The following is a 24,835-nucleotide window of genomic DNA, read 5'->3' as shown; positions in this document are numbered from 1 at the left end:
ATCTCCGCCACGTGTCACGCGACGGCGAGGCTACCGCACGTGTCACGCTCCGCGCCCGCATCACAGCACTGCGATACGAGGTGCTCGAGCCGCAACAGTGCGCGGCTACCCGAACGGGTGGCATCGTCGAGGGCCGGATCCGCACCGCTTTGTCGGTGCGTCTCAGCTGGTGGAGCTGGTGTGAGTGTGCTCGCGGGTTTGCCGTTTTTGCCCGCAGAAGGTCGTGGGACGGTTACGCTAAGCTCCGGCACAAGTGCGGGCGACGACTGATCGGGGAGGTCAGTGCGATGACGGAGGACGCCGGTAGCGCGGGCGGCAACGTGTGGGACAAGTTCACGTTCGCGATCACGGGCGCGAAGGGCACCGCGACGGAGCACGGCTGGTTGAAGGACACGACCAGCGTGGGTACCGGCGTTGTGGGCGCAGGCGGGTTCAAACTCGACCCCGAGAGTGCCGAGTCCATGGTCAAGAAGGCGCGCTGGATCGCCGACCAGAAGCTGCAACAGGTTGAAGAGGCTCGGGAGCTGGCTTACACACAGCCCCCGGCGAAGGACCCTGGCAGTGTCAACTTCACCAAGGTTGCCGTGGCCTCGTTTGAGGTCGGTGCGCGATACGTCGACCATTCGCATCGGTTCCACACAGAGCTCGCGGAGAAGCTCGCGAAGGCGCTGGATGTGTACAAGGGCACCGACGAACAGTCGCGCAACGACGTGAACGATTCCGGTGGAGGCGTGATCGAGTGAAGCGGTCGTTGAAGGCCCTCGCGGTGGGCGCCGTCGGCCTGCTGGTCGTCGGCTGCGGTGGGGAAACCGATGGGCAGGCCGAGCCGGGACCCACGGCGGCTACCTCGGCACCGGCCGCGGACGGTGAATCCTCGCCGGCGCTACGGAGGGCGAGGACCTGCCGCACAGCGGGGCTCCAGCGGTCACGAACCCCTTGCCGGAGTCAGTGCTGTCCGGGGACCCGTGTGTCGAAGCCGTGACAGAGGAACAAGCAAAGGAACTGTTGGGCGAGGGCGTACAGCACGAACCTCAACAGGCGCCGGAACTGGGCCCCAGCTGCCGGTGGTCCAACCTGGATACCGGGGCCGCGTTCAGGTTGTCCTACGACGTCAATACCCGGGAGGGGTTGAGCGGCGGCTATCGGAACGTCGAACCTCAGATGCCTATCTTCAATGAGATCGAGCCCGTGGATGGCTTTCCGGCGGTGGAGTACAAGAAGTCCGAGGACGACCTCACGTGTACGACAGTTGTGGGCTTGGCCGACGAGTACGGACTTCTTCTGACACTCACCGTGGGACAGAGCGGCAGGGAAAAGGGCAACGATCCGTGTGATGGCGGGCGGATCGTCATGGAGCAGATCGTGAGCAATCTGAAGGCGAAGGCCTGATCAAACGAGGGGGACGACGATGGGCAACTTGTTCGGTGACGGCAACACCGATTTAGGCGAGGCGAAGGCGCGCCTGATGATGGAGAAGGTCCAGCTGATGTTCGCGGGCGAGTCCCTCCCGATGCACGAGCTGGTGCGCCGGGTCCGTGAGGGCAACCCCGCCGAGTGGAGTGACGCGTCCGACCGGATGAACGCGATCGCCCTCGGCCATAACGACACCGTGCAGGCCGGTCAGGAACTGCAACAAGCGCTGGAAGCCTCGTGGTCCGGTGAGGGTGCCGAGGCCGCGATGGAGGCGGTCAAGTCCGGGCAGAAGGCCGACGAGGCGGCCAGCGAGGTCTACCGACGAAACTCCGAGCAGATGGCCACGAACACGTCGCAGTTCGAGCGGATCAAGAACTCGCTGCCCGACGTTCCCGCGGAGATGCCGCAGCCGGGTTTCGTGGACGCCATGTGGCCGTGGCAGACCGATGTCGAGGCCCAGCATCGCGACGCGATCGCGGCGACCAACGAGGCCCGCGAGATGTACTCCGGCTACGAAGGCGACGTGAACAGTTCGGCCTACACCGTGCAGGGCGACTTCGAACAGATGGACCGGCTCGGTGGCGACTTCGGCGGTATCGAGCGTGGCGGCGGCTCGGACGACGGTTCCGGTGTCGTGAGCATCAACGAGCCGGGAAGCGGTACCAACGGTGGCCCTGTTGGTGGCGGTGGTCCGGTCGGCGGTGGCGGCCCTGTTGGCGGCGGCGCGGTGAATAGTGGTTCCTACCCTGGCGGCGGTGGCCCGTCGACCGGCGCGACGCCGAACCCGTCGACGTCGCCGAATGACTCGACCGGCTCGTCCGGCTTCACGTCTCCGCAGACCGGGCAGCCGCCGGCGGCGAACTATCCCGGCGGCAACGTGCCCGGTGGTGTGAACACGCCCGGCGCGAACAGCCCCGGCGGGCCGGGTGCGAACTCGACCGGCTTCGGTCCGCTTGGCACGCCTCGCGCGGGCGGCATCGGTGCGACCGGTGGCCCGGCGGGTGGCGGTGGTGCCGGTAGCGGAAGTGGCGGTGTCGGCGGACGTCTGCCCGGCGGCGGTGCGGGTGCCGGCGGTGCTGCGGGTGGTGCCGGTTCTGGTTCCGGTGCCGGTAGCGGTGCCGGTGCCGGTGGCCAGGGTGGTGCCGGCCGGATGACCGGTGCAGGTCCGGGCTTCGGCCCCACGGGCGGCGGTGGCGCCGGCGGGGCGGGTGCCGGTGGCAGCGCTGCCGGCGGCCGCGGCGGGGCGATGGGCGGCGGCATGATGGGCGGTGGTGGTGCCGGTCGTGGTGGCCAGGGCTCCGAGGACGAGGACCACCAGCGCAAATACGTCATGGAGACCGACGAGCACTTCGCCCTGACCGAAGGCGGCGAGGTGCTGCGCGACCCAGCCACAGGGCATGTCGTCGTCCCACCCACCATCGGCGAGTGACGCCGGATGGCCGTACTGACCACACCCGTCGCGGTGCCGCGCACGGTGCTGCTCAGGGTCTGGGAACGCGAAGGACTAGGTGAGCTACCGCCCGTCTTCGGCGCGGACGACATCTACGTCTCGTTGACCGCTGAGCGGGCCTACGACGAGGCCTGCGTCCGCGTGCTCGCTGAGCTCGGCCTGGCCGACGGTGAGATGTTGACCCGCGAGTTTCGCGTCGCCCTGCGGGTCGTCGCGTCGCCGAACCGGGAGTTGTACTGCTGGAGCAAGAACGGGCGTCGGTTCTCGGCGTCCACCGCCGGCGGCGAGGGCGTTGCTGTACAGGTTCAGGGCGACATGGCGGTGTTCGCCGGCTTCGAAGAGCGGAACCTGATGGCCGACTTCATCTCCGAACTCCCGCCCTACCGGCCCGCACACATCCCGGCGCTGCACGTCACACGCGGAGCCTTCGAACAGCGTGAGGAAGCCCGGAGCTCGATCGCGGCCGACCGGCAGGACTCGATGCCCCAGCTCGCGAGGCTCATGAAGGCCCAGCGCGAGGACTCCCACCAGGTCTACGTGCGCGGCATCAGCGGCGACCGGTATCGGCGGAGCAAGCCGTTCACCGTGTACGACCTGCGCGACCACGGCCGAGTCGTGACCTTCACCGACGGGCGCGGCGACATCCACTGCCTGCCCGGCACCGCCGAGAACCTGGCCAGTACCTTCGCGGCGACCTGGCAGTCCATGACCTGACAGGCGCAAGGCGGGGACCATGCCCGACAATCACGCCGACGACGAGAGGGCCGGGATTCACCCGGCCACTCGGACGGGGTCGGCCGTGTCCCACCGTTCGAGGGAACGCGGCCGCACAGGGTGAGGATCGGGGCCGAGTACGGACCGGAACAGGCGAGTGACCTGCGGCGATCCGATTCCTACCGTGAGTCGCGTGGGCAAGCACAGGAAGTTCCCCGACGCGGCCGCACCGCCACCGGCAGCCGAGCCACCGGTGGCGGACGCACCAGGGCCGTCCGAGCAGCAGCGCGCTCCGACCCGTCGCCGGCAGCGGGTCGCGCAGCGTCGCGAGCGCGCCAAGCGGGCGCTTCGCCGTCGACTGTCCACACGGGTCGGCGGCGAAGCACTCGACGTCACGTTCGCGGCCGACGGCTTCCACGTCCGGCTCGCCGACCGGATCCTCGCGCGCCTGCCCTGGCACCTGCGGATCCGGCACCGGGGACACGGCCTGTGCGTGTCCCTGCACGACCTCACCACGGGCCTGGAACTGAGCCGATTCGCCAAACTCGCCCAGCTTCCGCTGCACGAGGCGTTACTGCGCCTGCGGTTCCCGCGCTTCCTCGCCGACCTGCTCACCGGACCCGAGACCTTCGGTGACAAGCCGATCCTCGGCGCGCTGCCCGCCCACGACCTGGCCACGACGTTGACCGCGGTGATCCCGCTGACCTGCCCGGAACTCGAACGCTGTCCGGCCCACGGCGACGTGCTCAAGACCTACCACTCGGATTTCCTCGCCGGGCGGATACGCGCCATCGCCGCCACGTGACGGGTTCGAGCTCGCGGGGTCAGCTGTTCTCCGCGGCGAGCTGACCGCAGGCGGCGGCGATCTCCTGGCCGCGCGTGTCCCGCACGGTGCACGCCACCCCGCCGTCGTTGACGCGGCGCACGAACTCGCGCTCGACGTCCTTCGGGGAGGCGTCCCACTTCGAACCGGGCGTCGGGTTCAGCGGGATGACGTTGACGTGCACCAGGTGGCCCAGGTGCTTGCGCAGCCGCTTGGCCAGCAGGTCCGCGCGCCACGGCTGGTCGTTGACGTCCCGGATCAGGGCGTACTCGATCGACACGCGCCGACCGGAGGTGTCGGCGTAGTACCGCGCCGCCTCCAGCACCTCGTCCACCGACCAGCGGTTGTTCACCGGCACCAACGTGTCGCGCAGCTCGTCGTCGGGCGTGTGCAGCGACACGGCCAGCCGGACCTGCATCTTCTCGTCGGCGAGCTTGCGGATCGCGGGCGCGAGGCCGACCGTCGACACGGTCACCGAACGCTGCGCGATACCGAGCCCCGACGGGGCCGGTTCGGTGATCCGCCGCACCGCGGCGACCACGCGCTTGTAGTTGGCGAGCGGCTCGCCCATGCCCATGAACACGATGTTCGACAGCCTGCCCTCGCCGCCGGCCATCGAACCGTCCCGCATCACCGCGGCCGCCGAGCGCACCTGGTCGACGATCTCGGCCGTCGACAGGTTGCGGTCCAGGCCGGCCTGGCCGGTCGCGCAGAACGGGCACGCCATGCCGCAACCGGCCTGGCTCGAGATGCACAACGTCGCCCGCTCCGGATAGCGCATCAGCACGCTCTCCAGCAGCGTCCCGTCGTGCGCCCGCCACAGCGTCTTGCGCGTCGCGCCCTCGTCGCAGTCCGACGCGTGGACCTCGGTCAGCAACGGCGGCATGAGGTCGTCGACGAGCCGCTGTCGCGACGCCGCCGGGATGTCGGTCATCTCCTCCGGGTCGACCGTCAGCCGCGAGAAGTAGTGGTTCGACAGCTGCTTCGCCCGGAACGGCTTCTCGCCGAGTTCGGCGACGGCCTCCGCGCGCTCGTCGAGCGTGAGGTCGGCGAGGTGGCGCGCGGGCAGGCCGCGGCGGGGTGCGTCGAAGACGAGCGGGAGGGCAGTCATAGCGTCCTCCATGGTCTCACAAGTCGCATATCACGCATCAGCCGGTCGTGGCAATGCCTGCCGAACCCGCCGAGTCCTTCGAGCTGCGTGCTGCACTCCCGATGCCCTCGACGGACGGCCGCACGATCAACCCGGTCGGCTTCCGGCGGGTCAGCACCCGATACCCGACCGCCAGCTCCACCCCTCGCGCTCCGCCTGCCGCCGCCAGGGTCTCCGCGGCGGCCCGGCGCGCGACCCGCGGGCTGAACTCGATCCCCAACACCGCCTCCACGGCCCGCTCGTCGGGGAACACCCAGCGCGTCTCGACGCGACGGCACTCGAAGCCCTGCGCCGCGAAGAACGCGTCGACCGCATCCGGGTCGTACTGCGGCAGATCCGCCAGCATCCACTCCCCGTACGGCGCATGCCGCGTGTCCAAGTCGACGATCACCAGCGTCCCGCCCGGGCGCAGCACCCGGTCGACCTCCCGCAACCCCGGCTCGCAGCCGGGACCGAAGAAGTAGGCCGTGCGCGCGTGGACGACGTCGACCGACCCGTCCGCCGCCGGAATGCGCTGGGCACGACCACGTTTCACCGTCACGTTCGCCAAGCCGTCGACCCGCCGCTGCGCCCTGCCCACCAGCGGCGGATGCGGTTCCACCCCGAGCACCGACCGCGCGGCGGCGGCCATCCGCGGCAGGTGGAAGCCATCGCCGCAGCCGAGGTCGACGACGTCGCGGCCGGCCCACGGGGCGCGGCGTTCCAGCTCCCGCCAGATCGCGCCGTCGACGTCGTGCACGCGATTCTCCAGCTCGTAGGTATCGGCGTGATACCAGATGTTCGGGCTGGGATAGACCTCCGTCTTGCGGGAGAACCGGCTCACGTTCTCAGCCTATCGAGCTCGGCCACGGACGCGTACGATCATTAACCCTCAGTGAAGAGGACAACACCGAAGGGGACTGGTGATCTTGTCCGATTCGACCGTGGGCAGTGCGATCCTGCCGGCCGGAACACCGTGCTGGATCGAACTCGCCGCGACCGACGACACCGCCGCGCGCGCGTTCTACGGCGAACTCTTCGGCTGGGAGTTCGCCGTCAACGCGACCCGCGCCCGTGAGCCACCAATACAGCATCGCGACCCTCGACGGCTGGCAGACCGGCGGTCTGTACCAGGCCGGCCGGAACCAGCGACCGGCTGGATCCCGCACCTGGCCGTCACCAACGCCGCCGCCACCGCCGAATGGACCGAGCACCTCGGCGGGCTCGTCACCCTCGGACCCGTCGACATCCCCGACCGCGGGACCGTCGTGCACGCCATCGATCCGAGCGGTGCACCCGTCGTGTTCTGGCAACTCGCCCCGTCGTGGACGTTCGCCAGGCTGCTGCCCGGCACGTACAACGGCATCGACCTGAACACCCACGACGCGGCCCGCGCCGACGACTTCTACGACAAGCTGTTCGGCTACACCAGCCACCAGGTCGGCGCCGACGGCATCGACTACCTGGAATGGCGGATCAACGCCGAACCCGTCATCTACCGGTACGTGCTCCCCGACGACCAACGGCACATCCACCCGTACTGGACGGTCTACCTGCAGGTCGACCCGTACCGCGGCACCGACGCCGCCGCCGGCCACGCGCTCATGCTGGGTGGACGGGTGCTCACCCCGCCGTTCGACAGCCCGTTCGGCCGGGTGGCCGTGCTCGCCGACCCCGGCGGCGCCGTGTTCTCGATCGTCGACCCCAGCCGCCCGGTCGACCTGGGTACCGGCCGCGCCGAGGTCGACGACCCCTACGACGACTGAGGCGGTGTTGCTCCCGAGGGCCCTTTGGTCGCGTTGAACGCGACTATGGGGCCCTCGGGAGCACCGCTAGGCGGGGACGAAGAGGCTCAGCAGGAGCCAGGAGGCCAGGGCCGACGGCAGGAGCGAGTCGAGGCGGTCCATCAGACCGCCGTGGCCGGGCAGCAGATCGCCCATGTCCTTGATGCCCAGGTCCCGCTTCATCAGCGACTCCATCAGGTCGCCGAGCGTCGCCGTCAGCACGATCGCCATGCCGAACAGCACACCCTGCCAGGCCTGCCCCTCGACCAGCAGCGACAACGACAACGCACCGACGGCGATACCGCACGTCATCGAGCCCGCGAAACCCTCCCAGGTCTTCTTCGGGCTGATCGACGGCGCCATCGGGTGTTTGCCCCGCAGCACCCCGGCCGCGTAGCCGCCGGTGTCGGAGGCGATCACCACGAGCAGGAACGCCATGACCCGGCCGACGCCGTCCTCGGGGGTCACCAGCATCGCCGCGAACGAGGCGAACAACGGCAGGTACGCGGCGGCGAAGACCGATGCGCCGACGTCCCGCACGTAGCCGGACGCGCCGCCGGGCAGCCGCCACAGCAGGCACAGCAGCACCGTCAGCACGAACGCCGTCAACGCGCCCTCGCGGCCGAACGGCACGCAAGCCACATCATCGCCTGCCCGCCGATGAGCACCGGCGTCAACGTGATGGAGATGTCGGCGGCGCGGAACGCCCTGCGCAGCTCGATGGTGCCGATCGCGATGGCGATCGCGACGACCCCGATGAACAGGTACCGCACCGTGAACAGCGACACCAGGATCGCCGCACCGACGCCCCACCCCGACCGCGATCGCCGCGGGAAGGTTGCGGCCGGCGCGGGAGGCCTTCTTCTCCCCCGCCCCCTCGTCGGACGCACCACGAGCCTTCCCACCTCCGGCGGAGGCGGGAAGGCTCGGCTGTGCGGTGTCGCTCATGTCGTCCGGAGGGTGGCCGGATTCGGCGTCACCGGAGCGTTGCTCCCGGTAGTCGGTCACCTTGGCCATCAGACCTCGAGAAGCTCGGATTCCTTGTGTTTCACGAGCTCCTCGACCTGCCCCACGTACTTGTCGGTCAGGTTCTGCAGTTCCTTCTCCGCGCGCGCGACCTCGTCCTCACCGGCCTCGCCGTCCTTGCCGATGCGGTCGAGCTCCTCCTTGGCCTTGCGGCGTACGCCCCGGACGGAGACCCGGGCCTCCTCGCCCTTCTGCTTGGCGACCTTGACCATCTCCTTGCGCCGCTCCTCGGTGAGCTGCGGGATGACGACTCGGATGATGTTGCCGTCGTTGGTCGGGTTCACACCCAGGTCGGAGTCGCGGATCGCCTTCTCGATCGCGGCCAGCTGCGTCGCGTCGTACGGCTTGACGACCGCCATCCGCGCCTCGGGGATGCTGACGCTGGCGAGCTGGTTGAGCGGGGTCGGTGCGCCGTAGTACTCGACGGTGATGCGGGAGAACATCGCCGGGGTCGCCCTGCCGGTACGCACCGACGACAGCTCCTCCTTGGCGTGGGACACCGCCTTTTCCATCTTCTCTTCGGCGTCGAAGAGGGTCTCGTCGATCACGGCTGCTCCAGGTTCGTCGGTGTACTGACCAGGGTCCCGATCCTCTCACCGCTGACCGCGCGGGCGATGTTGCCCTCGGTGAGGAGGTTGAAAACGATCATCGGCATGTTGTTGTCCATGCACAGGCTGAACGCCGTCGCGTCGGCGACCTTGAGGCCGCGCTCGAGCACCTCGCGGTGCGTGATCTCGTCGTACAGCTTGGCGCTCGCGTCGATCCGCGGGTCGGCGTTGAACACGCCGTCCACGGCCTTGGCCATGAGCACGACGTCGCACCCGATCTCGAGTGCGCGCTGCGCGGCGGCCGTGTCGGTCGAGAAGTAGGGCATGCCCGTGCCGGCGCCGAAGATGACGACGCGACCCTTCTCGAGGTGCCGCTCCGCGCGGCGGGGAATGTAGGGCTCGGCGACCTGGCCCATCGTGATGGCGGTCTGCACCCGCGTCGGCACGCCTTCCTTCTCCAGGAAGTCCTGCAGCGCCAGCGAGTTCATGACGGTACCGAGCATCGCCATGTAGTCGGCGCGATCGCGGTCGAGTCCACGCTGGGACAGCTCCGCGCCACGGAAGAAGTTGCCGCCGCCGATGACGACGGCGATCTGCGCACCGTCGCGCACGACCTCGGCGATCTGCACGGCGACCGAGTGGACGACGTCGGGGTCGACGCCGACGGACCCACCGCCGAACATCTCGCCACCGAGTTTCAGCAGCACCCGACGGTAGCCGCGACCTGACTGGGCGGCGGGGTCCTCGTTCATGTCCGGCATCCCTTCAGCGTCCGTCGGAGGAGTCCGGAAGTCTGCGACGAGACCCCCGGCATCGGTGTTTCTCGCACATGTGCCCCGCCTCCGGACTGGCGGAAGACGGGGCACATGCGCCTGGCTGGATCAGGCCTGGCCGACCTCGAAGCGGGCGAACCGCGTCACGGTGACCCCGGCCTCGTCGAGCAGGGCCTTCACGGTCTTCTTGTTGTCCGTGACCGACGGCTGCTCGAGCAGGACGTTGTCCTTGTAGTACGCGCCCACCTTGCCCTCGATGATCTTGGGCAGGGCCTGCTCGGGCTTGCCCTCCTCGCGAGCGGTCGACTCGGCGATGCGGCGCTCGTTTTCCACCACATCGGCCGGCACCTCGTCGCGCGTGAGGTACTGCGCCTTCAGCGCAGCCACCTGCAGCGCGGCGCCGCGGGCGGCCTCGGCGGCCGCGTCACCCTCGCCGGTGTACTCGATGAGCACGCCGACCGCGGGCGGCAGGCCCGAACCCCGACGGTGCAGGTACGTCTCGACCTGGCCGTCGAAGTAGGTGACCCGGCGGACCTCGAGCTTCTCACCGAGCTTGGCCGAGAGCTCCTGGACCACGTCGGCGACGGTCTTGCCGTCGAGCTCGGCGGACGTGAACTTCTCGACGTCGTCGGTCTTCTGCTCGCCGGCGACCTGGACGAGCTTGTCGGCGAGCTGCTGGAACTCGTCGTTCTTCGCCACGAAGTCGGTCTCGGAGTTCACCTCGACCAGGGCGCCGCCCGCACCGGCGACGAGGCCCTCGGCGGTCGCGCGCTCGGCGCGCTTGCCGACGTCCTTGGCGCCCTTGATGCGCAGGATTTCAACAGCCTTGTCGAAGTCGCCTTCGCTCTCCTCCAGCGCCTTCTTGCAGTCCATCATGCCGGAGCCGGTGAGCTCGCGGAGACGCTTGACGTCCGCCGCGGTGTAGTTCGCCATCGTGCGTTTCCGTTCTCTGTCGCGGGATGCGCAGGTGGTGTCTGTACTGGGTCAGGAAGCGGTGCTCTGCCCGGCGGCCTCGGAGCCGGCGAGCAGCTCCTGCTCCCACTCGGGCAGCGGCTCGGCGGCAGCGGCCTCGGGCTTGTCCTCACCCTCGGGCGCGGCGCCGTTGCGACCGGAACGCGCCATCAGACCGGCGGCGGCCGACTCGGCGACGACCTTGGTCAGCAGCGCGGCCGAACGGATCGCGTCGTCGTTACCCGGGATCGGGTAGTCGACCTCGTCCGGGTCGCAGTTCGTGTCGAGGATGGCGACGACCGGGATACCCAGCTTGCGCGCCTCGCCGACAGCGATGTGCTCCTTCTTGGTGTCCACGATCCAGACGGCGCTGGGCACCTTGGACATGTCGCGGATACCGCCGAGGGTCTTCTCGAGCTTGTCCTTCTCGCGCGTGAGCGTGAGGATCTCGCGCTTGGTCAGGCCCTGGAAGCCGCCGGTCTGCTCCTGCGACTCCAGTTCCTTCAGGCGCTGCAGACGCTTGTGCACCGTCTGGAAGTTGGTCAGCATGCCGCCGAGCCAGCGCTGGTTCACGTACGGCATGCCCACGCGCTGGGCCTCCGTCGCGATCGCTTCCTGCGCCTGCTTCTTCGTGCCGACGAACAGGATCGTGCCGCCGTGGGCGACGGTCTCCTTGACGAACTCGAAGGCACGGTCGATGTAGCTCAGCGTCTGCTGCAGGTCGATGATGTAGATGCCGTTGCGCTCGGTGAGGATGTAGCGCTTCATCTTCGGGTTCCAGCGGCGGGTCTGGTGCCCGAAGTGCACGCCGGAATCGAGCAGCTGCTTCATGGTGACGACGGCCATGGCCTGATTCGCACCTCTTCTGTCTGGGCGCACCGGACGGTGGGTCCGGATACGCGGGCCGGTTGTCGCGGTCCACCGGGTCGGTGGCCGCCCTGGTGCCGTGCCGGTGTCCGGACTCCCGGGCCCTACCTGCGAACCGAGAGACCGCCGGGCACCGCTGTCCCGCTCGGGCGGGACGCGCACGTGCACGCGAAGTCAGCCTGTGCGGACACAGACTGCGGTAGAGAGTGTACGCCGAGGACACCGCGCCGCTCGACCCGGACCGCCCGTCGGTGGATCGCCGGGCCGAGTTGTCCACACCGGGCCTCGTTGTCCACAGATTCGCAGCGCACGGCGATCCGGTCCGGCGGGGACGGCACGCTGGCCGGATGAGCGCCGAACCGCCTCCCACCTCCCCCGCCGCAGCATGCTCCGCGGGGCCCGCTGCGGTGCCCGCTGTGCTGCCCGCGGCACCGCCGTGGGCAGCGCCGGCACGCCGCCGGATCGTGGCCGCGGCGGTCGCGCTGGCACTGCTGGGCACGCTGGTCACCGCGCATCCGGCCGCGCCAGCGACGACGTCGGAGCCGGGCCCGGTCGTCGAGCAGGAGCCGGTTGCCGGAGTGGAGTCGGCGATCGTGCTGGACTGGCCGTTGGCGCCGCGTCCGGAGGTGCTGCGCCCGTTCGATCCTCCCCCCTCGCCCTACGGGCCGGGGCACCGCGGCGTCGACCTCGCGGCCGGTCCCGGCCAGCAGGTCCTCGCCGCCGCCGACGGCGAGGTCGTGCACGCGGGCGACGTCGCCGGCCGCGGGGTCGTGTCGGTCCAGCACGCCGGCGGGCTGCGCACCACGTACGAGCCGGTGACGCCCGCCGCCGGGATCGAGCCCGGCGCGGCGGTCACCCGCCGGCAGCCGATCGGCACGATCGCCGGCCGCCACGCGGGCTGCCCCGCCGCGAGTTGCCTGCACTGGGGTGTGCGCCGCGGCGAGGACTACCTCGACCCGCTGGAGTTCGTGCCGCCGGTGGGGCCGCTGCGGCTCAAACCGTGGCCCGCCGACGAGGAGTGACCCGCGCCCGGGCTGCTCGAGACCGCTCGGTTCAGGCGCCGGTGTGTTCCTGCAGCTTCGCCCGCAAGCGCAGCACGGCACGGGTGTGCAGCTGGCTCACGCGGGACTCGGTCACGCCGAGGACCTTGCCGATCTCGGCGAGCGTGAGGCTCTCGAAGTAGTAGAGGCTGACCACGACCCGGTCGCGTTCGCTGAGCTGCGAGATGGCGTCGGCGAGCTGTTTGCGGTTGTCGCGGTCGACGAGCACGGCCGCCGGGTCGACGGCGTCCTCGTCGGGCAACGATTCGACGACCGATTCGCTCTCCTTGCCCTCGGCCACGAGCGCTTCGAGGGCGACGACGCTGGTCAGTCGCAGCTGGCCGTACAGTTCCCGCAACTCGGCGAGGGAGATGCCGAGTTCGGCGGCGACCTCGGCGTCGGTCGGGGTGCGGCCGAGGCTCGCGCCGAGCCGTTCGAGGGTGCGCTGCACCTCGCGGGCGCGGCTGCGCACCACGCGCGGCACCCAGTCCTGCGAGCGCAGGTCGTCGAGGATCGCGCCGCGGATGCGTTGCATCGCGTACGTCTCGAACCGCAGTCCGCGCTCGGGGTCGAACTTCTCGATCGCGTCGACGAGCCCGAAGATGCCGGACTGAATCAGGTCGGCCACGTCGACGTGGGTGGGCAGGCCCGTTCCGACGCGACCGGCGACGTATTTGACGAGTGGCGCGTAGTGCAGCACGAGCCGGTCGCGGGCCCGCTGGGTCGGCTCGGTGGCGAAGTCGTGCCACAACGTGCGGATCGCCGCGTCCGCCTCCGTCCGGGCTGCGGCGCGGTCGTCGGTCTCGGCCTGCGGCCGGGTGGAGGTCGTCACCGGCTCACCCGCCTCGCGCACGGCCACCGACGAGGGGTCCGTCGCGGCATCTGCCGAAACTCCACCGGCGTCATTGGGCACGGGGGTGGGTTCGGTCATGGATCGCCTTCAGCCGCTCGACGGTCACGTGGGTGTAGAGCTGCGTCGTCGCAAGCGTAGCGTGACCGAGTAGCTCCTGAACGCTGCGCAGGTCTGCTCCCCCCTCGAGCAGGTGGGTGGCCGCCGAGTGTCGGAGGCCGTGCGGGCCCATGTCGGCGGCGGACACCGACTGTACGGCGTCGTGCACGACCCTACGTACCGCCCGTTGATCGATGCGCCCGCCGCGGGCGCCGAGGAACAACGCCGGCCCGGACGACGTGGTGGCCAGCGCGCCGCGTCCGACGTCGAGCCAGCGCCGCAGCGCGCCGTCGGCGGCGCGCCGAACGGGACCATGCGTTCCCGGCCGCCCTTGCCGAACACGCGCGCGAGCCTGCTGCCGAAGTCGACGTCGTCCACGTCGAGGGAGCACAGTTCGGCCACGCGCACGCCCGTGGCGTACAGCAGCTCGACCATCGCGTGATCGCGCAGCGCGAGCGGGTCGGCCTGCTCGGCCCCGGACGCGGACGCGCGCATGACCTCGCCGGCCTGGTCGGGGCGCAGCGTTCCGGGCAGCGCGCGATGGGCCTTCGGCGCCGCCAACCGCAGCCCGGGGTCGACCGCGAGCAGTCCACGGTCGGTCGCCCAGGCCGTGAACGTCCGCGCCGAGGCCGCACGCCGCGCCAACGTGGTCCGGCTCAGACCCTCGTTGCGCTGCGCGGCCAACCACGCACGCAGTTCCGCGATGTCGAGCGCCTCGAGACCCGGCCCCGGCTCGGCCGTTCCGACCCCACCGGCTCCGCCCCCGTCACCGCCGCGCTCGTCACCGCCGTTCTCGTCACCGCCGTTCCCGTCGAGGTCGTTGACTCCGCAGACGGTGGCGACCAGGGACACGGCGTCGCCGACGTAGGCCCGCACGGTGTGCGTCGACAGGCCGCGTTCGGCGGCGAGGTGCCGTTCGTAGTCGTCGACGACGGTGGCCACCGGCCGGGGCAACACGGCGCGCAGCCGACGCAGGTCGGTGCGCCCGTGCGCGGGCCGACGCCCGCCACGCGCGGTCGAGGAACTCATGCGGCTGACGCTGCGGTACTGCACGACCGTGGTCAAGTATCGCCACGCCTCGATGATCAAGCTGCAATCCGCGTGCTGGGGACCTCCTTCCTTCCTGTTCGGATGTCACCCGGTAGGGGTCACCCTCGTGGAACGGGTGCGCTGGTCACGCGCGCTCGCCGCCACCCCGTCTCGCACCGCTCCACAAGTCCGGACAGCTCCAGCTCGGGCAGCAGCGCGCGCACCCTCGCCAGCGGCACCCCGGCCGCCTCGGCGACGTGTTCCGCGGCGCTGCCGTCGCGTTCGGCCAACGCCTCGTGCACGCGCAGCGCCTCGGGTCCGAGACCGTCGGTGGCCCGCCGCGGACGTGGGGCCGTGGCCGTCCGGGTCATGCCGCCGGATCTGCCGACGGTGTCGAGCACCTCGTCGACCGACGCGACGAGCGTGGCGTGGGATTCGCGGATCAGCTCGTGGCAGCCGACCGAGGTCGCCGCCCCGATCGGCCCGGGTACGGCCATGACGACCTTCCCGAGCGCCCCGGCGGTGGCGGCGGTGTTGCGGGCGCCGCTGCGACGGCCGGCCTCGACGACGACGGTTCCGGAGGTCAACGCCGCCAGCAGCCGGTTGCGCACCAGGAACCGGTGCCGGGCGGGCGGGGTCCCGGGTGCGTACTCGCTCACGACGACGCCCTCGGCGGCAATCCGGTTCAGCAGCCCGACGTGGCCTGCCGGGTAGGCGATGTCGAGTCCGCAGCCCAGCACCGCGACGGTGGGTCCGCCCGCTGCCAACGCACCGCGGTGGGCGGCGCCGTCGATGCCGTAGGCCGCGCCGGAGAACACCGGGGTGCCGTCCCGCACCAGGCCGTTGGCGAGTTCGGCGGCGGTGTGCTCGCCGTACTCGCTGGCCGCTCGGGCCCCGACGATGGCGACCGCTCCCTCGACGACCTCGTCCAGGCGCCCGCCGCCTCGGACCCACAGCCCTACGGGCGGGGCCACGTCGCGCACACCGCGTCCGGTGGCGATCTGCAACGACAGCAGCGGCCAGGCCGGCCACTCGTCGTCCTCGGGCGTGACGAGCCGATGTCCCGCCTCGTGGGCCGTCCGCAGGGTGTCGACCGCCCGGTCGACATGTCGTCGTGCCTGTGTCTCCTGCGCGACGCCGGCGGGCACCTCCCCGCGGCGTACGCGCGCGGCGGCGACGGCGGGTCCGTGCTCGGCGACGAACGCGGCCACCGCCGGTGCGGGCGGTTCGGCCACGCCGAGCAGATACGCCCGCGCCACCCGCGCCTCGTCCGCGGCTACGTCCACAGCGACGTCCCCGCCGGCGCCTGTTCCTGGGCCCGGTCCCGGGCCGGTTCCGATGTCGGGGCCCGTGGTCATGCCACCCTCCGATCCCGGAACTCCAGGGCCGCGGCGACGTGGTCGCCGTCCGGCTCGTCAGCAGCGGCGAGGTCGGCGAGCGTCCACGCGATCCGCAGGCATCGGTCGGCCCCGCGCGCAGTGACGGCGCCGCGATCGAGACTCCGGTCGAGCAGCCGGGTCACCGCGGCGGGCAACGCGAACTCACGTCGCAACGCCGGGCCCGGCACATCGGCGTTGGTGCGCCAGCCGCGTTCCGACCAGCGTTTCGCCGCGCGCTCGCGTGCCGCCACGACGCGGTCGCGCACCCGCGCCGTGGGCTCGCCCGCGCCCACCTGCCCCGCGCCGACCGGCGCCGTCTCCCCGCCGCCGGCGGAGCCGGGCGCATCGGAGTCGGCGAGGTCGTCGATCTCGGCGGCCAGGCTCAACGACGACGCGGGCCGCATCCGGACGCGCAGGTCGACCCGGTCGAGCAGCGGTCCGGACAGTTTCGCGAAGTACCGCCGCCGTGCCGCGGGACTGCATTGGCACTCGGTCTCGCGGGCCGGGGCGCACGGGCACGTGTTGGCGGCCAGCACGAGCTGGAAACGTGCGGGATACCGCACCCACCCCTTCGACCGGCCGATGCGCACCTCGCCCTCCTCGAGCACGGTCCGCAGGGCCGCGAGGCGCTCGCCGCCGAACTCGGGTGCTTCGTCGAGGAACAGGACCCCACGATGCGCCCTGCTGATCGCGCCGGGAGCGGCCAGACCGCTGCCACCGCCGATCAACGCCGCGACGGAGATCGAGTGGTGCGGGGCCACGAACGGCGGGACCCGCACCAGCGGCGCCTCGCTGCTCAGGGCACCGTCCACCGAGTGCACCGCGGTGACCTCGAGCGCCTCGTCGTCGCCGAGGGCCGGCAACAGCCCGGGCAGCCGGGTCGCCAGCATCGTCTTCCCGATACCGGGCGGTCCGGTCATCAACAGGTTGTGGCCGCCCGCCGCGGCGACCTCCAGCGCCCACCGGGCCTCCGGCTGACCCGCGACGTCGGCCAGGTCGAGCACGTCGGTACCGACGCCGTCCACGCCCGGTTGCGGTTCGGCGCGCACCAGCGGACCCTCGTCGGCCAGCCAGGCGATCAGCTCGGTGAGCCGCTCCGCTCCCCCGACCTCGAGTCCGGCGACGAGCGCACCCTCGGCCAACGATTCGACGGCCACGACCGCGCGCCGGTAGCCGGCCTTGCGCGCGGCGAGCAGCGCCGGCAGCACGCCGCGTACGGGCCGCACACGACCGTCGAGCGCCAGTTCGCCGAGCAGGACCGTGTCGAGGAGTTTGTGCGCCGGCACGGCGCCGGAGGCCGCCAGCACCGCGGCCGCGATGCCGAGGTCGTAACCGGAGCCGTCCTTGGGCAGGTTCGCCGGCGACAGCCCCAGGGTGACGTTGCTGTCGGGCCAGCGCTGCCCGCTGTTGCGGACGGCGGCGCGGACGCGGTCCTTGGCCTCCCGCAGTCCCGTGTCGGGCAGTCCGACGAGTTTGGTGCCGGGCAATCCGGCGCCGATGTCGGCCTCGATCTCGACGGCACGTCCGTCGACGCCGATCAACGCGACGGACCAGGCACGTGCGAGCGCCATCAGAACGCTCCCCGGATGTGCCGGACGGTCGGTCCGCGTCCCGGGGAGCAGTCGACGGAGAGCACGTCGAACCGGATCGGACACCAGCCGACGCCGAACTCCGACAGCCACCGTGAGGTGAGCCGGCGGATCCGCGCCTGTTTGTCCTCCGTGACCGCCTCTGCCGGTTCGCCGAACCGCGGCCCCGAACGAGTCTTCACCTCGCACACGACGAGGGTCGTCCGGTCGGTCGCGACGATGTCGAGTTCGCCCTCGCGGCATCGCCAGTTGCGGCTCAGCACGACGAGTCCGTGCTCGGTCAGGTGCTGCGCGGCCAGGTCCTCACCACGGCGGCCCAACGCGAGATGCGACGCGCGCCTGCCGCCCGCTGTGGAGCTCATGCTCGTTCACCCCCAGGGTCCACGGCCGGCACTCGCCGGCCCTGAACCTCACGATCACAGGGGTGTCAGGTCCGCGGCAGGGTCAATTCGCCAGGTTGTGGACAACCGGGGTGTTGTGGACAACCAGGGCACGCGCAGGCTCTACGGCGCGCGATTGTCGGTGGCCCGTGCTACGGCGGGTCAGTTGCCGAACGGGCCCTCCTCGGGCAGCTGGAGCTCCGGTTTCTCCAGCTCCTCAACGTTGACGTCCTTGAAGGTGATGACCCGAACGCTCTTGACGAACCGGGCGGGCCGGTACATGTCCCAGACCCAGGCGTCGGACATGCGCACCTCGAAGTACACCTCGCCCCCACCGTCCCGTACCTGCACGTCGACCGCGTTGGCCAGGTAGAACCGCCGCTCGGTCTCCACGACGTACGAGAACTGGCCGACGATGTCGCGGTACTCCCGGTACAGCGACAACTCCATCTCGGTCTCGTACTTCTCGAGATCCTCTGCGCTCATCTGCTCCTCGCAAGCCTTACGAGCCGTTCCACCGCGGACAATCCGCGGTGAGCAAACATTGTGACACCCGCCGGCGCCGAGTTCGAAACAGCGCCGCGCTCCTCAGCCCGCCGGAATCTCGAACAGCACCGCCTGGTTCTCGTCCTCCCGGACGGGGGTGCTGCGCAGAGCCGCCGCGGTCAGCATGACCGGATGCGGCGGTTGCCGGTCGTGGTGCTTCCCGGCGGCCGCCACGTTCGTGTAGGACCACCGGTGCACGGGGCTCGGTCCGTGCTCGAACAGCGCCTGGCCGTGCACGCCCGTGGTGTAGCCCTTGTGCACGTCGAAGCCGTACTCCGGATATTCGCCGTGCAGCTCGGCCATGATCCGGTCCCGCGTGACCTTCGCCAGCACCGACGCGGCCGCCACGCAGGCCACGGCCCGGTCGCCCTTGATCACCGGGACACTCGGTGCGGGCATCCCGGGCACGCCGAACCCGTCGATCAGCACGTATCCGGGGGCGGCGGCGAGGCCCGACACGGCCCTGCGCATGCCCTCGATGTTGGTCACGTGGATGCCACACGCGTCGATCTCGGCCGGTTCGGCGATCACGACGGAGTAGTCGAGCGCGCGCCTCACGACCCGCTCGTACACGCGCTCGCGGGCCGCCGCGGTCAGCAGCTTCGAATCGGTCAGCTCGGGCAGTCGGGCGGCATCACCCGGCCGCAGGACGCATGCGGCGACCACCAACGGGCCCGCGCAGGCGCCGCGTCCCGCCTCGTCGACGCCGGCGACCGGGCCGAGTCCGCGCCGGTCCAATGCGCCCTGCAACGCCCACGGCATCTCGCCGCGGATGATCGCCCGCGGAGGTCGCGGCTCGAGGACCGACAGACCGCTCGTCGCTGCCGCCGGCCGCGTCGACGACGGTTTCCGGGCCCGTTTCGCGGGCTTCGTCGGCTCAGGCACGCCGATCACTCCACCCTTCGCCCCGGCCGGCTATCGATCGCGGCGAACCGCCCCGCCGACGGCCGAGGCGACGCCACGTCCGACCTTCAGCACGGGCCAGGCCGCGATGACACCGACACCCAGCGGAATGCCCTGCTGCCACGTGGGGGCGCTCATCGCGTTCGCCTGCTCCTCCTGCGGATTCGGCGAGCTGATCACACCCCAGCGCGACGGCGGCAGCACGATCAACCGCGCCTTGCCGACGATGGCGTCCTCGGGAACCGCGCCACTGGCGGTGCCCTCCTCGTTGTGCGAACGCGAGTCGGCGGAGTTGTTGCGGTTGTCGCCCATCATCCAGACGTATCCCTCGGGGATCGTCACCTTGGGGAACGGCGACTGGGGGCGGTCGCCCTCGAGGAGCAGATAGGGCTCGTCGAGGGGTTCGCCGTCGACGAGAACGCGGTTCTCGTCGTCGCAGCATTCGACGGTCTGTCCGCCGGTCGCGATGATCCGCTTGACGAAGTCGCGTTCGTCGGGCGGCGCGAGGCCGAACGCGGAGCCGACCATCTGGAAGAACTCGGCGACGGCGTTGCTCTCGTCCTGCGCCAGTTCGGGGCCGACCCAGGCGTCGGGCCCGCGGAACACGACGACCTCACCGGGGTCGGGGTCGGTGAAGTTGTAGACGAGTTTGTCCACGAGGATGCGGTCCGGCGTGCACCCCGGGCAGCCGTGGAGGGTCTCCTCCATCGAACCCGACGGGATCATGTACACGCGGGCCAGGAACTGCTGGATCAGGAACGCCAGCACCAGCGCGATGCCGATGAGGATCGGCAGTTCCTTCCAGAACGACCGCGGCTTCTTCGCCTTCCCGCGGCCGGAACCTCGGCCGGCGGCCTGTGCCTTCTCTCCGGCACCCTCGCTGGAATGCTCCTGCGATACGGCGTCGTCGGACGGTTTGTCGAACGGATTTCTCCGCTCACCGCCCGGGCGTTCCGGTTCGTCCTCTGAGGCGTTTGAAGACACAGGCTCGACCACGGCGTCAGGCTACGGGAAGCTCCGCCGCGCTCAGGAGGCGGAGGTGTTCTCGCGGCGCTCCTTGATCTTGGCCGCCTTGCCCCGCAGGTCGCGCAGGTAGTACAGCTTCGCGCGGCGGACGTCGCCCTTCTTGGCGACCTCGAGCTTGGCGATGTTCGGCGAGTGCACCGGGAAGGTGCGCTCCACGCCGATGCCGAACGACATCTTGCGGACGGTGAACGTCTCGCGGATGCCGCCGCCCTGACGGCGGATCACGACGCCCTCGAAGACCTGGTTCCGCTCGCGGTTGCCTTCGATGACGCGGACGTGAACCTTGAGCGTGTCGCCCGGGCGGAAGTAGGGGATGTCGGAACGCAGCGAGGTGGCGTCCAACGCGTCCAGGGTGTTCATCTTCTGGTCCGTCCTCGTCCTCGTGTGGCAATGTGGCATGGGTCCGGGCGCGCACCGGCCTCACAGCGGGCCGCCCAGGAGTTTCGGCAGCGCGTGGTCACACGTCGCGCCAACTGGTCAAGTATGGCATGGAGGCCGTGCACGGCCGACAAGGGGCTGCACCATGGGCGCCCGGCGCCCCACGTCAGTCCTGGTCACGGAGCCGGTCGAGCACTTCGCGGTCGCGGGCGTCCAGTTCGTCGGCGAGCCGCTCCAGCAGGTCCGGCCGGCGGTGATAGGTCCGTTCCAACGCCTGATCGCGGCGCCACCGGTCGATGTGGGCGTGGTTGCCCGAACGCAGCACGTCGGGCACGGCGAGGTCGCGCCACACCTCGGGCCGGGTGAAGCTGGGGCCCTCGAGCAGTCCGTCGGAGAACGAGTCCTGCTCGGCGGAGACCGGATTGCCCAGCACCCCGGGCAGCAGCCGGACGACGGCCTCGGCCATCACCAGCACGGCCGCTTCCCCGCCGACGAGCACGTAGTCGCCGATGGACACCTCGTCGACGGGCATGCGCCGGGCGGCGTCGTCGAACACGCGCTGGTCGATGCCCTCGTACCGGCCGCAGGCGAACACGAGGTGCTCCTCCTCGGCGTACGCGCGGGCCATGGTCTGGGTGAACGGCCGGCCGGCGGGGGTGGGCACGACGAGCCGGGAGCGTTCGGTGCACACCGCGTCGAGCGCCTCGCCCCACACCTGCGGTTTCATCACCATGCCGGGCCCGCCGCCGTACGGCGCGTCGTCGACGGCGCGGTGCACGTCGTAGGTCCAGTCCCGCAGGTCGTGGACGCCGATCTCGACGAGCCCGCGCTCGATGGCCCGGCCCAGCAGCGCCGCGCGCAGCGGGTGCAGGTACTCGGGGAAGATCGTGACGACGTCGAGTTTCACGGCACGGCTTTCGGACAGAGGCGGATCAGGGGCTGGGCTCGACGTCCTCGAGCAGACCCTCGGGCGGGTCGAGCACGACCTTCCCGGCCTGCACGTCGACCTCGACGACGATCGCCTGCACGAACGGGACCATCGCCTCGGACCGGCCCTCGCGGTCGAGCACGAGCAGTTCGCCGCCGGGCGAGTGGACGATCTCGCGCACGGTGCCGACGGTCGTGCCGTCGGTCAGCTCGGCGCGCAGCCCTTCGAGTTCGTGGTCGTAGAACTCGTCGGGGTCGTCGATGGGCGGGAGTCCGTGGGCATCGGCGAGCAGCAGCAGGCCCCGCTGCGCCTCGGCGGCGGTGCGGTCGGGCACCTCCTCGAAACGCACCAACAGCCGCCCGCTGTGCCAGCGGGCGGCTGTGACGGTGAGTCGGGTGGTGGCGCCACCACGGGCCCGGCCGGTCAGGACCGCACCCTCGACGAACCGCTCCTCGGGGGAGTCGGTGCGCACGTCCACGGCGAGTTCGCCGCGAATGCCGTGGGCCTTCGCGACCCGGCCGACCACGACCTGTTCGGTCATCCGCTCAGCGGTCGGTGTCGATCACGTCGACGCGGATGCCCTTGCCGCCGACGGATCCCATCACGGTGCGCAGCGAGGTCGCGGTGCGACCGCTGCGGCCGATCACCTTGCCGAGGTCGTCCGGGTGGACGTGGACCTCGAGGGTGCGGCCGCGGCGGTTGGTCACCATCTCGACGCGGACCTCGTCGGGGTTGTCGACGATGCCGCGCACCAGGTGCTCGAGCGAATCGGCGAGGAAGCTCACGCCTCGTCGGCCTTCTTCTCGCCCTCGGCCTCGGCGGCGGGCGCCTCGGCGGACTCGGCCGTCTCGGCGGTCTCCTCGGCCGGCTTGTCGGCCTTCTTGCCGCCACCCTTCTTCTTCGGGGTGGTGGCCTGGATCGAGGGCTCCTCGTTCGCGGCGGCGAGCGCCTCGTTGAACAGCTCCTGCTTGGTCTTCTTCTCCGGCTGCGGCTTCAGCGTGCCCTCGGCACCGGGCAGGCCCTTGTGCTTCTGCCAGTCACCGGTGACCTCGAGCAGACGCTGCACCGGCTCGGTCGGCTGCGCGCCGACACCCAGCCAGTACTGCGCACGCTCGGAGTTGACCTCGATGAGGCTCGGCTCGTTCTTGGGGTGGTACTTGCCGATCGTCTCGATGGCCTTGCCATCCCGGCGGGTGCGCGCGTCCGCGACGATGATGCGGTAGTACGGCGCACGGATCTTGCCCAGGCGCTGCAGCTTGATCTTGACGGCCACGGGTGTGGGTACTCCTGTCGTGTTCGCTTACGTGGTTCGTAGGCACCACCCCGAGTGGGGAGCGGATCGGCGATGCCCCGCAGGTCTGTGGTCTCGCCCCGAACGCGGTGAGAGGGCCCGTTCGGAGCGGGCAAGCTCCCATTTTGCCAGAGCGACTTCGCTCACCCGCGCCCACCTCCCCTACCCGGTCCCGATCGCGACCGGAGAACACTGCGACGCGAACTCGGTAACCCGGCCACCGGAGCGGCAGCGGCCGCGATTCCGGCGCGCCGCCGGCGGGAAGGATCGCACGTGGACGCAGCGACGCTCGCATTGCTCGCCGGAGCCGGCGTCGGTGCGGGACTGGCGGCGTCGATCGCCGGACTGGCCTCGCTGTTCAGCTACCCGGCCCTGCTCGGCGCCGGACTGCCGCCTCTGATCGCCAACATGACCAACACCGTGTCGATGTTGGCGACCACGGTCGGCGCCGCGGGCGGATCGCGGCGCGAGTTGCGCGGCCAGGGCCGCCGACTCGGCTGGATCGTGCTCGGCGCGGTGATCGGCGGCTCGGGCGGCGCCGCACTGCTGCTGACCACGCCCGCCGAGACGTTCGAACTCGTCGTGCCGTGGCTGATCGCGCTCGGCTCGCTGCTGCTGCTCGCGCGGGACCGGTTGCGGCAGGCGGTCGAACTGCGCGCGATGAAACTGGGCACCGAGCACACACCCGGCAAGGGCTTCGTCACGGCGTTCGGCGCCGTGACCGTCTACTCGGGATACTTCGGCGCCGGCTCGGGGATCATGATGCTCGCGGTCCTGTCGGTGTCGCTGCCCGATCCCCTGCCGGTGTCGAACGCGTTGAAGAACATCGCCACCGGCGCGGCGAACGCCACGGCCGCGGTCGCGTTCGCCGTGTTCGCCCCTGTCCACTGGCCGGCCGCGGCCGCGCTCGCCGCGGGATCGTTCGTCGGCGCGTGGCTCGGGCCGATGGTGGTGCGCCGGCTGCCGGAACGTCCGCTGCGGATCGCCATCGCCCTCGCCGGGCTGGGGCTCGCGGCGCACCTGTTCGTGCAGGCGCTGTAAGTCGCCTGCACCGGCGCGCGGCTCGGCCGCTCAGGCCTCGGCGATGCCCAGCGCGGTGAGCAGGATCGCCACCGCGGGCAGGAAGTTGTTCATCTGGTGCGCGACGATGCTGCCGAGTAGCCGACCGGTGATGAGCCTGGCCAGGCCGATCGGAATCGAGATCACGATCAGCAGCGACGTCCGCAGCGGTTCGAGGTGGCTGACGGCGAACACGGCGGTCGACAGGACGAACGCGGCGAACCGGCCCCACTTCTCCTTGCGCCATTCGAGCCGTTCGGTGGCACTCCACAGCAGACCGCGGTAGATGATCTCCTCGCAGATCGGGCCGAGCAGCCACAGGTACAGGAACATCACGATCGCGGCCTGCACCGACATCGGGGTGTTCTCGACGAGCGCGCCGATCGCCGACTGGGCGTTGCGCTCCCCCACGATCTCGGTCCAGATCCACGCACCGACGCTCGTCAGGACGAGGCCGAGCAGGCCGAGTTTGAGCCCCAGTTTGACGTCGTCCCAGCGCCAGGACAGGTTCAGATCGGCCAGCGGTCCGTTGCCGCGCACCTTGGTGATCACCAGGGCCGTGGACGCGGCGATCACCGTCGGCAGCATCGTGCCGATCAGCACGTTGCGCACCGACAGCGCCTCGCCGGGTTCGGTGTCGCGGTAGAGGATCGCCCCGATCAGGGCGGCCGAGGCGAGCAGCACGCACTCGACGAGGATGAACGCGCCGAAGCCCCAGCGGGGCCGGGGCAGCGCCGTCGACTCGGCCGTCGACCCGGACGCCGGTTCGGAGGAGGCGGCGCCGCCCGCGTCCGGTGCCGTCACGCTGGTCCTCCCGCCGGTCGCCTCGCCGCTGGCGAGCCTACTGTGCGCCACCGCAC

26 protein-coding genes and 3 pseudogenes are annotated in these 24,835 nt (G+C 70.8%); 8 read left to right on the top strand and 21 right to left on the bottom strand.

All coding sequences use genetic code 11. From position 1 onward, the window contains the following. Window positions 1-11: 11 nt before the first annotated feature. The 5 genes from BJF85_RS28675 to BJF85_RS29625 all read left to right on the top strand — a co-directional run bounded on the left by BJF85_RS28675 (window position 12) and on the right by BJF85_RS29625 (window position 4,382). Entirely contained in the window at window positions 12-743 is a 732-nt protein-coding gene (locus BJF85_RS28675) for a hypothetical protein (RefSeq protein WP_222844437.1), read from the top strand. 127 nt (window positions 744-870) lie between these two features. Further along, window positions 871-1,389 carry a DUF3558 domain-containing protein gene (locus BJF85_RS04985; protein WP_083665936.1) on the top strand — a complete coding sequence of 173 codons (519 nt, stop codon included), beginning with the start codon at window positions 871-873 and terminating at the stop codon, window positions 1,387-1,389. 19 nt (window positions 1,390-1,408) lie between these two features. Then, window positions 1,409-2,842, top strand: coding sequence for a hypothetical protein (locus BJF85_RS04980; RefSeq protein WP_083665934.1), 1,434 nt, complete (start codon window positions 1,409-1,411; stop codon window positions 2,840-2,842). 6 nt (window positions 2,843-2,848) lie between these two features. After that, a complete protein-coding gene (locus BJF85_RS04975) occupies window positions 2,849-3,577 on the top strand; it encodes an ESX secretion-associated protein EspG (RefSeq protein ID WP_075845965.1) in 729 nt (242 codons plus the stop codon). A gap of 193 nt (window positions 3,578-3,770) precedes the next feature. After that, the gene (locus tag BJF85_RS29625; RefSeq protein WP_255375391.1) at window positions 3,771-4,382 is read left to right on the top strand and encodes a hypothetical protein; all 612 of its coding nucleotides are present in this window, start codon (window positions 3,771-3,773) and stop codon (window positions 4,380-4,382) included. A gap of 19 nt (window positions 4,383-4,401) precedes the next feature. Here BJF85_RS29625 and rlmN read toward each other — a convergent pair whose 3' ends face one another. Then, complete coding sequence (gene rlmN, locus BJF85_RS04965; protein ID WP_075845964.1) at window positions 4,402-5,511, bottom strand: 23S rRNA (adenine(2503)-C(2))-methyltransferase RlmN; 1,110 nt, start codon at window positions 5,509-5,511, stop codon at window positions 4,402-4,404. 37 nt (window positions 5,512-5,548) lie between these two features. Further along, complete coding sequence (locus tag BJF85_RS04960) at window positions 5,549-6,373, bottom strand: class I SAM-dependent methyltransferase (protein ID WP_075845963.1); 825 nt, start codon at window positions 6,371-6,373, stop codon at window positions 5,549-5,551. A 79-nt stretch (window positions 6,374-6,452) separates the two neighbouring features. Between BJF85_RS04960 and BJF85_RS04955 the strand changes: the two are divergent. After that, window positions 6,453-7,295, top strand: a pseudogene (locus BJF85_RS04955) (VOC family protein). A gap of 66 nt (window positions 7,296-7,361) precedes the next feature. Here BJF85_RS04955 and BJF85_RS04950 read toward each other — a convergent pair. The 5 genes and pseudogenes from BJF85_RS04950 to rpsB form a co-directional block, all read right to left on the bottom strand. Continuing rightward, window positions 7,362-8,330: pseudogene (locus tag BJF85_RS04950) on the bottom strand (phosphatidate cytidylyltransferase). Next, complete coding sequence (gene frr / locus BJF85_RS04945) at window positions 8,330-8,887, bottom strand: ribosome recycling factor (RefSeq protein ID WP_075845962.1); 558 nt, start codon at window positions 8,885-8,887, stop codon at window positions 8,330-8,332. The pseudogene BJF85_RS04950 and the gene frr overlap by 1 nt, the downstream one beginning before the upstream one ends. Continuing rightward, window positions 8,884-9,639, bottom strand: a complete 756-nt coding sequence (gene pyrH, locus BJF85_RS04940; RefSeq protein WP_075845991.1) for a UMP kinase — start codon at window positions 9,637-9,639, stop codon at window positions 8,884-8,886. Before pyrH ends, frr begins: the two co-directional genes overlap by 4 nt. Before the next feature lie 129 nt (window positions 9,640-9,768). Further along, the gene (tsf, locus tag BJF85_RS04935) at window positions 9,769-10,593 is read right to left on the bottom strand and encodes a translation elongation factor Ts (protein WP_075845961.1); all 825 of its coding nucleotides are present in this window, start codon (window positions 10,591-10,593) and stop codon (window positions 9,769-9,771) included. A 51-nt stretch (window positions 10,594-10,644) separates the two neighbouring features. Then, window positions 10,645-11,457: a 30S ribosomal protein S2 gene (gene rpsB, locus BJF85_RS04930; RefSeq protein ID WP_075845960.1), complete on the bottom strand. Its 813-nt coding sequence runs from the start codon at window positions 11,455-11,457 to the stop codon at window positions 10,645-10,647. A 368-nt stretch (window positions 11,458-11,825) separates the two neighbouring features. Between rpsB and BJF85_RS04925 the strand changes: the two genes are divergently transcribed. After that, window positions 11,826-12,500 carry a M23 family metallopeptidase gene (locus BJF85_RS04925; protein WP_083665950.1) on the top strand — a complete coding sequence of 225 codons (675 nt, stop codon included), beginning with the start codon at window positions 11,826-11,828 and terminating at the stop codon, window positions 12,498-12,500. 31 nt (window positions 12,501-12,531) lie between these two features. On the opposite strand, the gene BJF85_RS04920 is transcribed toward BJF85_RS04925, so the two are convergent. From BJF85_RS04920 to rpsP, 13 genes and pseudogenes are all read right to left on the bottom strand, one after another. Beyond that, window positions 12,532-13,350: a FliA/WhiG family RNA polymerase sigma factor gene (locus BJF85_RS04920; RefSeq protein WP_369822078.1), complete on the bottom strand. Its 819-nt coding sequence runs from the start codon at window positions 13,348-13,350 to the stop codon at window positions 12,532-12,534. A 70-nt stretch (window positions 13,351-13,420) separates the two neighbouring features. Then, window positions 13,421-14,496: pseudogene (locus BJF85_RS04915) on the bottom strand (tyrosine recombinase XerC). 119 nt (window positions 14,497-14,615) lie between these two features. Continuing rightward, the gene (gene dprA, locus BJF85_RS04910) at window positions 14,616-15,782 is read right to left on the bottom strand and encodes a DNA-processing protein DprA (RefSeq protein ID WP_075845958.1); all 1,167 of its coding nucleotides are present in this window, start codon (window positions 15,780-15,782) and stop codon (window positions 14,616-14,618) included. 68 nt (window positions 15,783-15,850) lie between these two features. Next, window positions 15,851-17,446 (bottom strand): YifB family Mg chelatase-like AAA ATPase, encoded by a 1,596-nt coding sequence (locus BJF85_RS04905; RefSeq protein ID WP_075845957.1) that lies wholly within the window; start codon window positions 17,444-17,446, stop codon window positions 15,851-15,853. Beyond that, complete coding sequence (locus BJF85_RS04900) at window positions 17,446-17,826, bottom strand: YraN family protein (RefSeq protein ID WP_075845956.1); 381 nt, start codon at window positions 17,824-17,826, stop codon at window positions 17,446-17,448. The genes BJF85_RS04905 and BJF85_RS04900 overlap by 1 nt, the downstream gene beginning before the upstream one ends. Before the next feature lie 180 nt (window positions 17,827-18,006). Then, on the bottom strand, window positions 18,007-18,330 hold the full coding sequence (locus BJF85_RS04895; protein ID WP_075845955.1) for a DUF2469 domain-containing protein: 324 nt from the start codon (window positions 18,328-18,330) through the stop codon (window positions 18,007-18,009). 102 nt (window positions 18,331-18,432) lie between these two features. Further along, on the bottom strand, window positions 18,433-19,152 hold the full coding sequence (locus BJF85_RS04890; RefSeq protein ID WP_083665948.1) for a ribonuclease HII: 720 nt from the start codon (window positions 19,150-19,152) through the stop codon (window positions 18,433-18,435). Between the two features lie 153 nt (window positions 19,153-19,305). Next, on the bottom strand, window positions 19,306-20,277 hold the full coding sequence (gene lepB / locus BJF85_RS04885; RefSeq protein WP_075845954.1) for a signal peptidase I: 972 nt from the start codon (window positions 20,275-20,277) through the stop codon (window positions 19,306-19,308). A gap of 42 nt (window positions 20,278-20,319) precedes the next feature. After that, complete coding sequence (gene rplS / locus BJF85_RS04880) at window positions 20,320-20,679, bottom strand: 50S ribosomal protein L19 (RefSeq protein WP_075845953.1); 360 nt, start codon at window positions 20,677-20,679, stop codon at window positions 20,320-20,322. Between the two features lie 184 nt (window positions 20,680-20,863). After that, complete coding sequence (gene trmD, locus BJF85_RS04875; protein WP_075845952.1) at window positions 20,864-21,604, bottom strand: tRNA (guanosine(37)-N1)-methyltransferase TrmD; 741 nt, start codon at window positions 21,602-21,604, stop codon at window positions 20,864-20,866. A gap of 25 nt (window positions 21,605-21,629) precedes the next feature. Then, window positions 21,630-22,166: a ribosome maturation factor RimM gene (gene rimM, locus BJF85_RS04870; protein ID WP_075845951.1), complete on the bottom strand. Its 537-nt coding sequence runs from the start codon at window positions 22,164-22,166 to the stop codon at window positions 21,630-21,632. Between the two features lie 4 nt (window positions 22,167-22,170). Next, complete coding sequence (locus BJF85_RS04865) at window positions 22,171-22,410, bottom strand: RNA-binding protein (RefSeq protein WP_075845950.1); 240 nt, start codon at window positions 22,408-22,410, stop codon at window positions 22,171-22,173. Continuing rightward, window positions 22,407-22,898, bottom strand: a complete 492-nt coding sequence (gene rpsP, locus BJF85_RS04860) for a 30S ribosomal protein S16 (RefSeq protein ID WP_075845949.1) — start codon at window positions 22,896-22,898, stop codon at window positions 22,407-22,409. Before rpsP ends, BJF85_RS04865 begins: the two co-directional genes overlap by 4 nt. 291 nt (window positions 22,899-23,189) lie before the next feature. Between rpsP and BJF85_RS04855 the strand changes: the two genes are divergently transcribed. Beyond that, window positions 23,190-23,957: a sulfite exporter TauE/SafE family protein gene (locus BJF85_RS04855; RefSeq protein ID WP_075845948.1), complete on the top strand. Its 768-nt coding sequence runs from the start codon at window positions 23,190-23,192 to the stop codon at window positions 23,955-23,957. 30 nt (window positions 23,958-23,987) lie between these two features. Here the strand turns inward: BJF85_RS04855 and BJF85_RS04850 are convergent, their stop codons facing one another. Then, a complete protein-coding gene (locus BJF85_RS04850) occupies window positions 23,988-24,707 on the bottom strand; it encodes a CPBP family intramembrane glutamic endopeptidase (RefSeq protein WP_255375396.1) in 720 nt (239 codons plus the stop codon). Between the last annotated feature and the right edge of the window lie 128 nt (window positions 24,708-24,835).

It is taken from the genome of Saccharomonospora sp. CUA-673 (assembly GCF_001942305.1).
Classification (GTDB): Bacteria; Actinomycetota; Actinomycetes; order Mycobacteriales; family Pseudonocardiaceae; genus Prauserella.
Note: the sequence above shows the minus strand (reverse complement) of the source record. Positions and strands in the feature narration are given on the sequence as shown.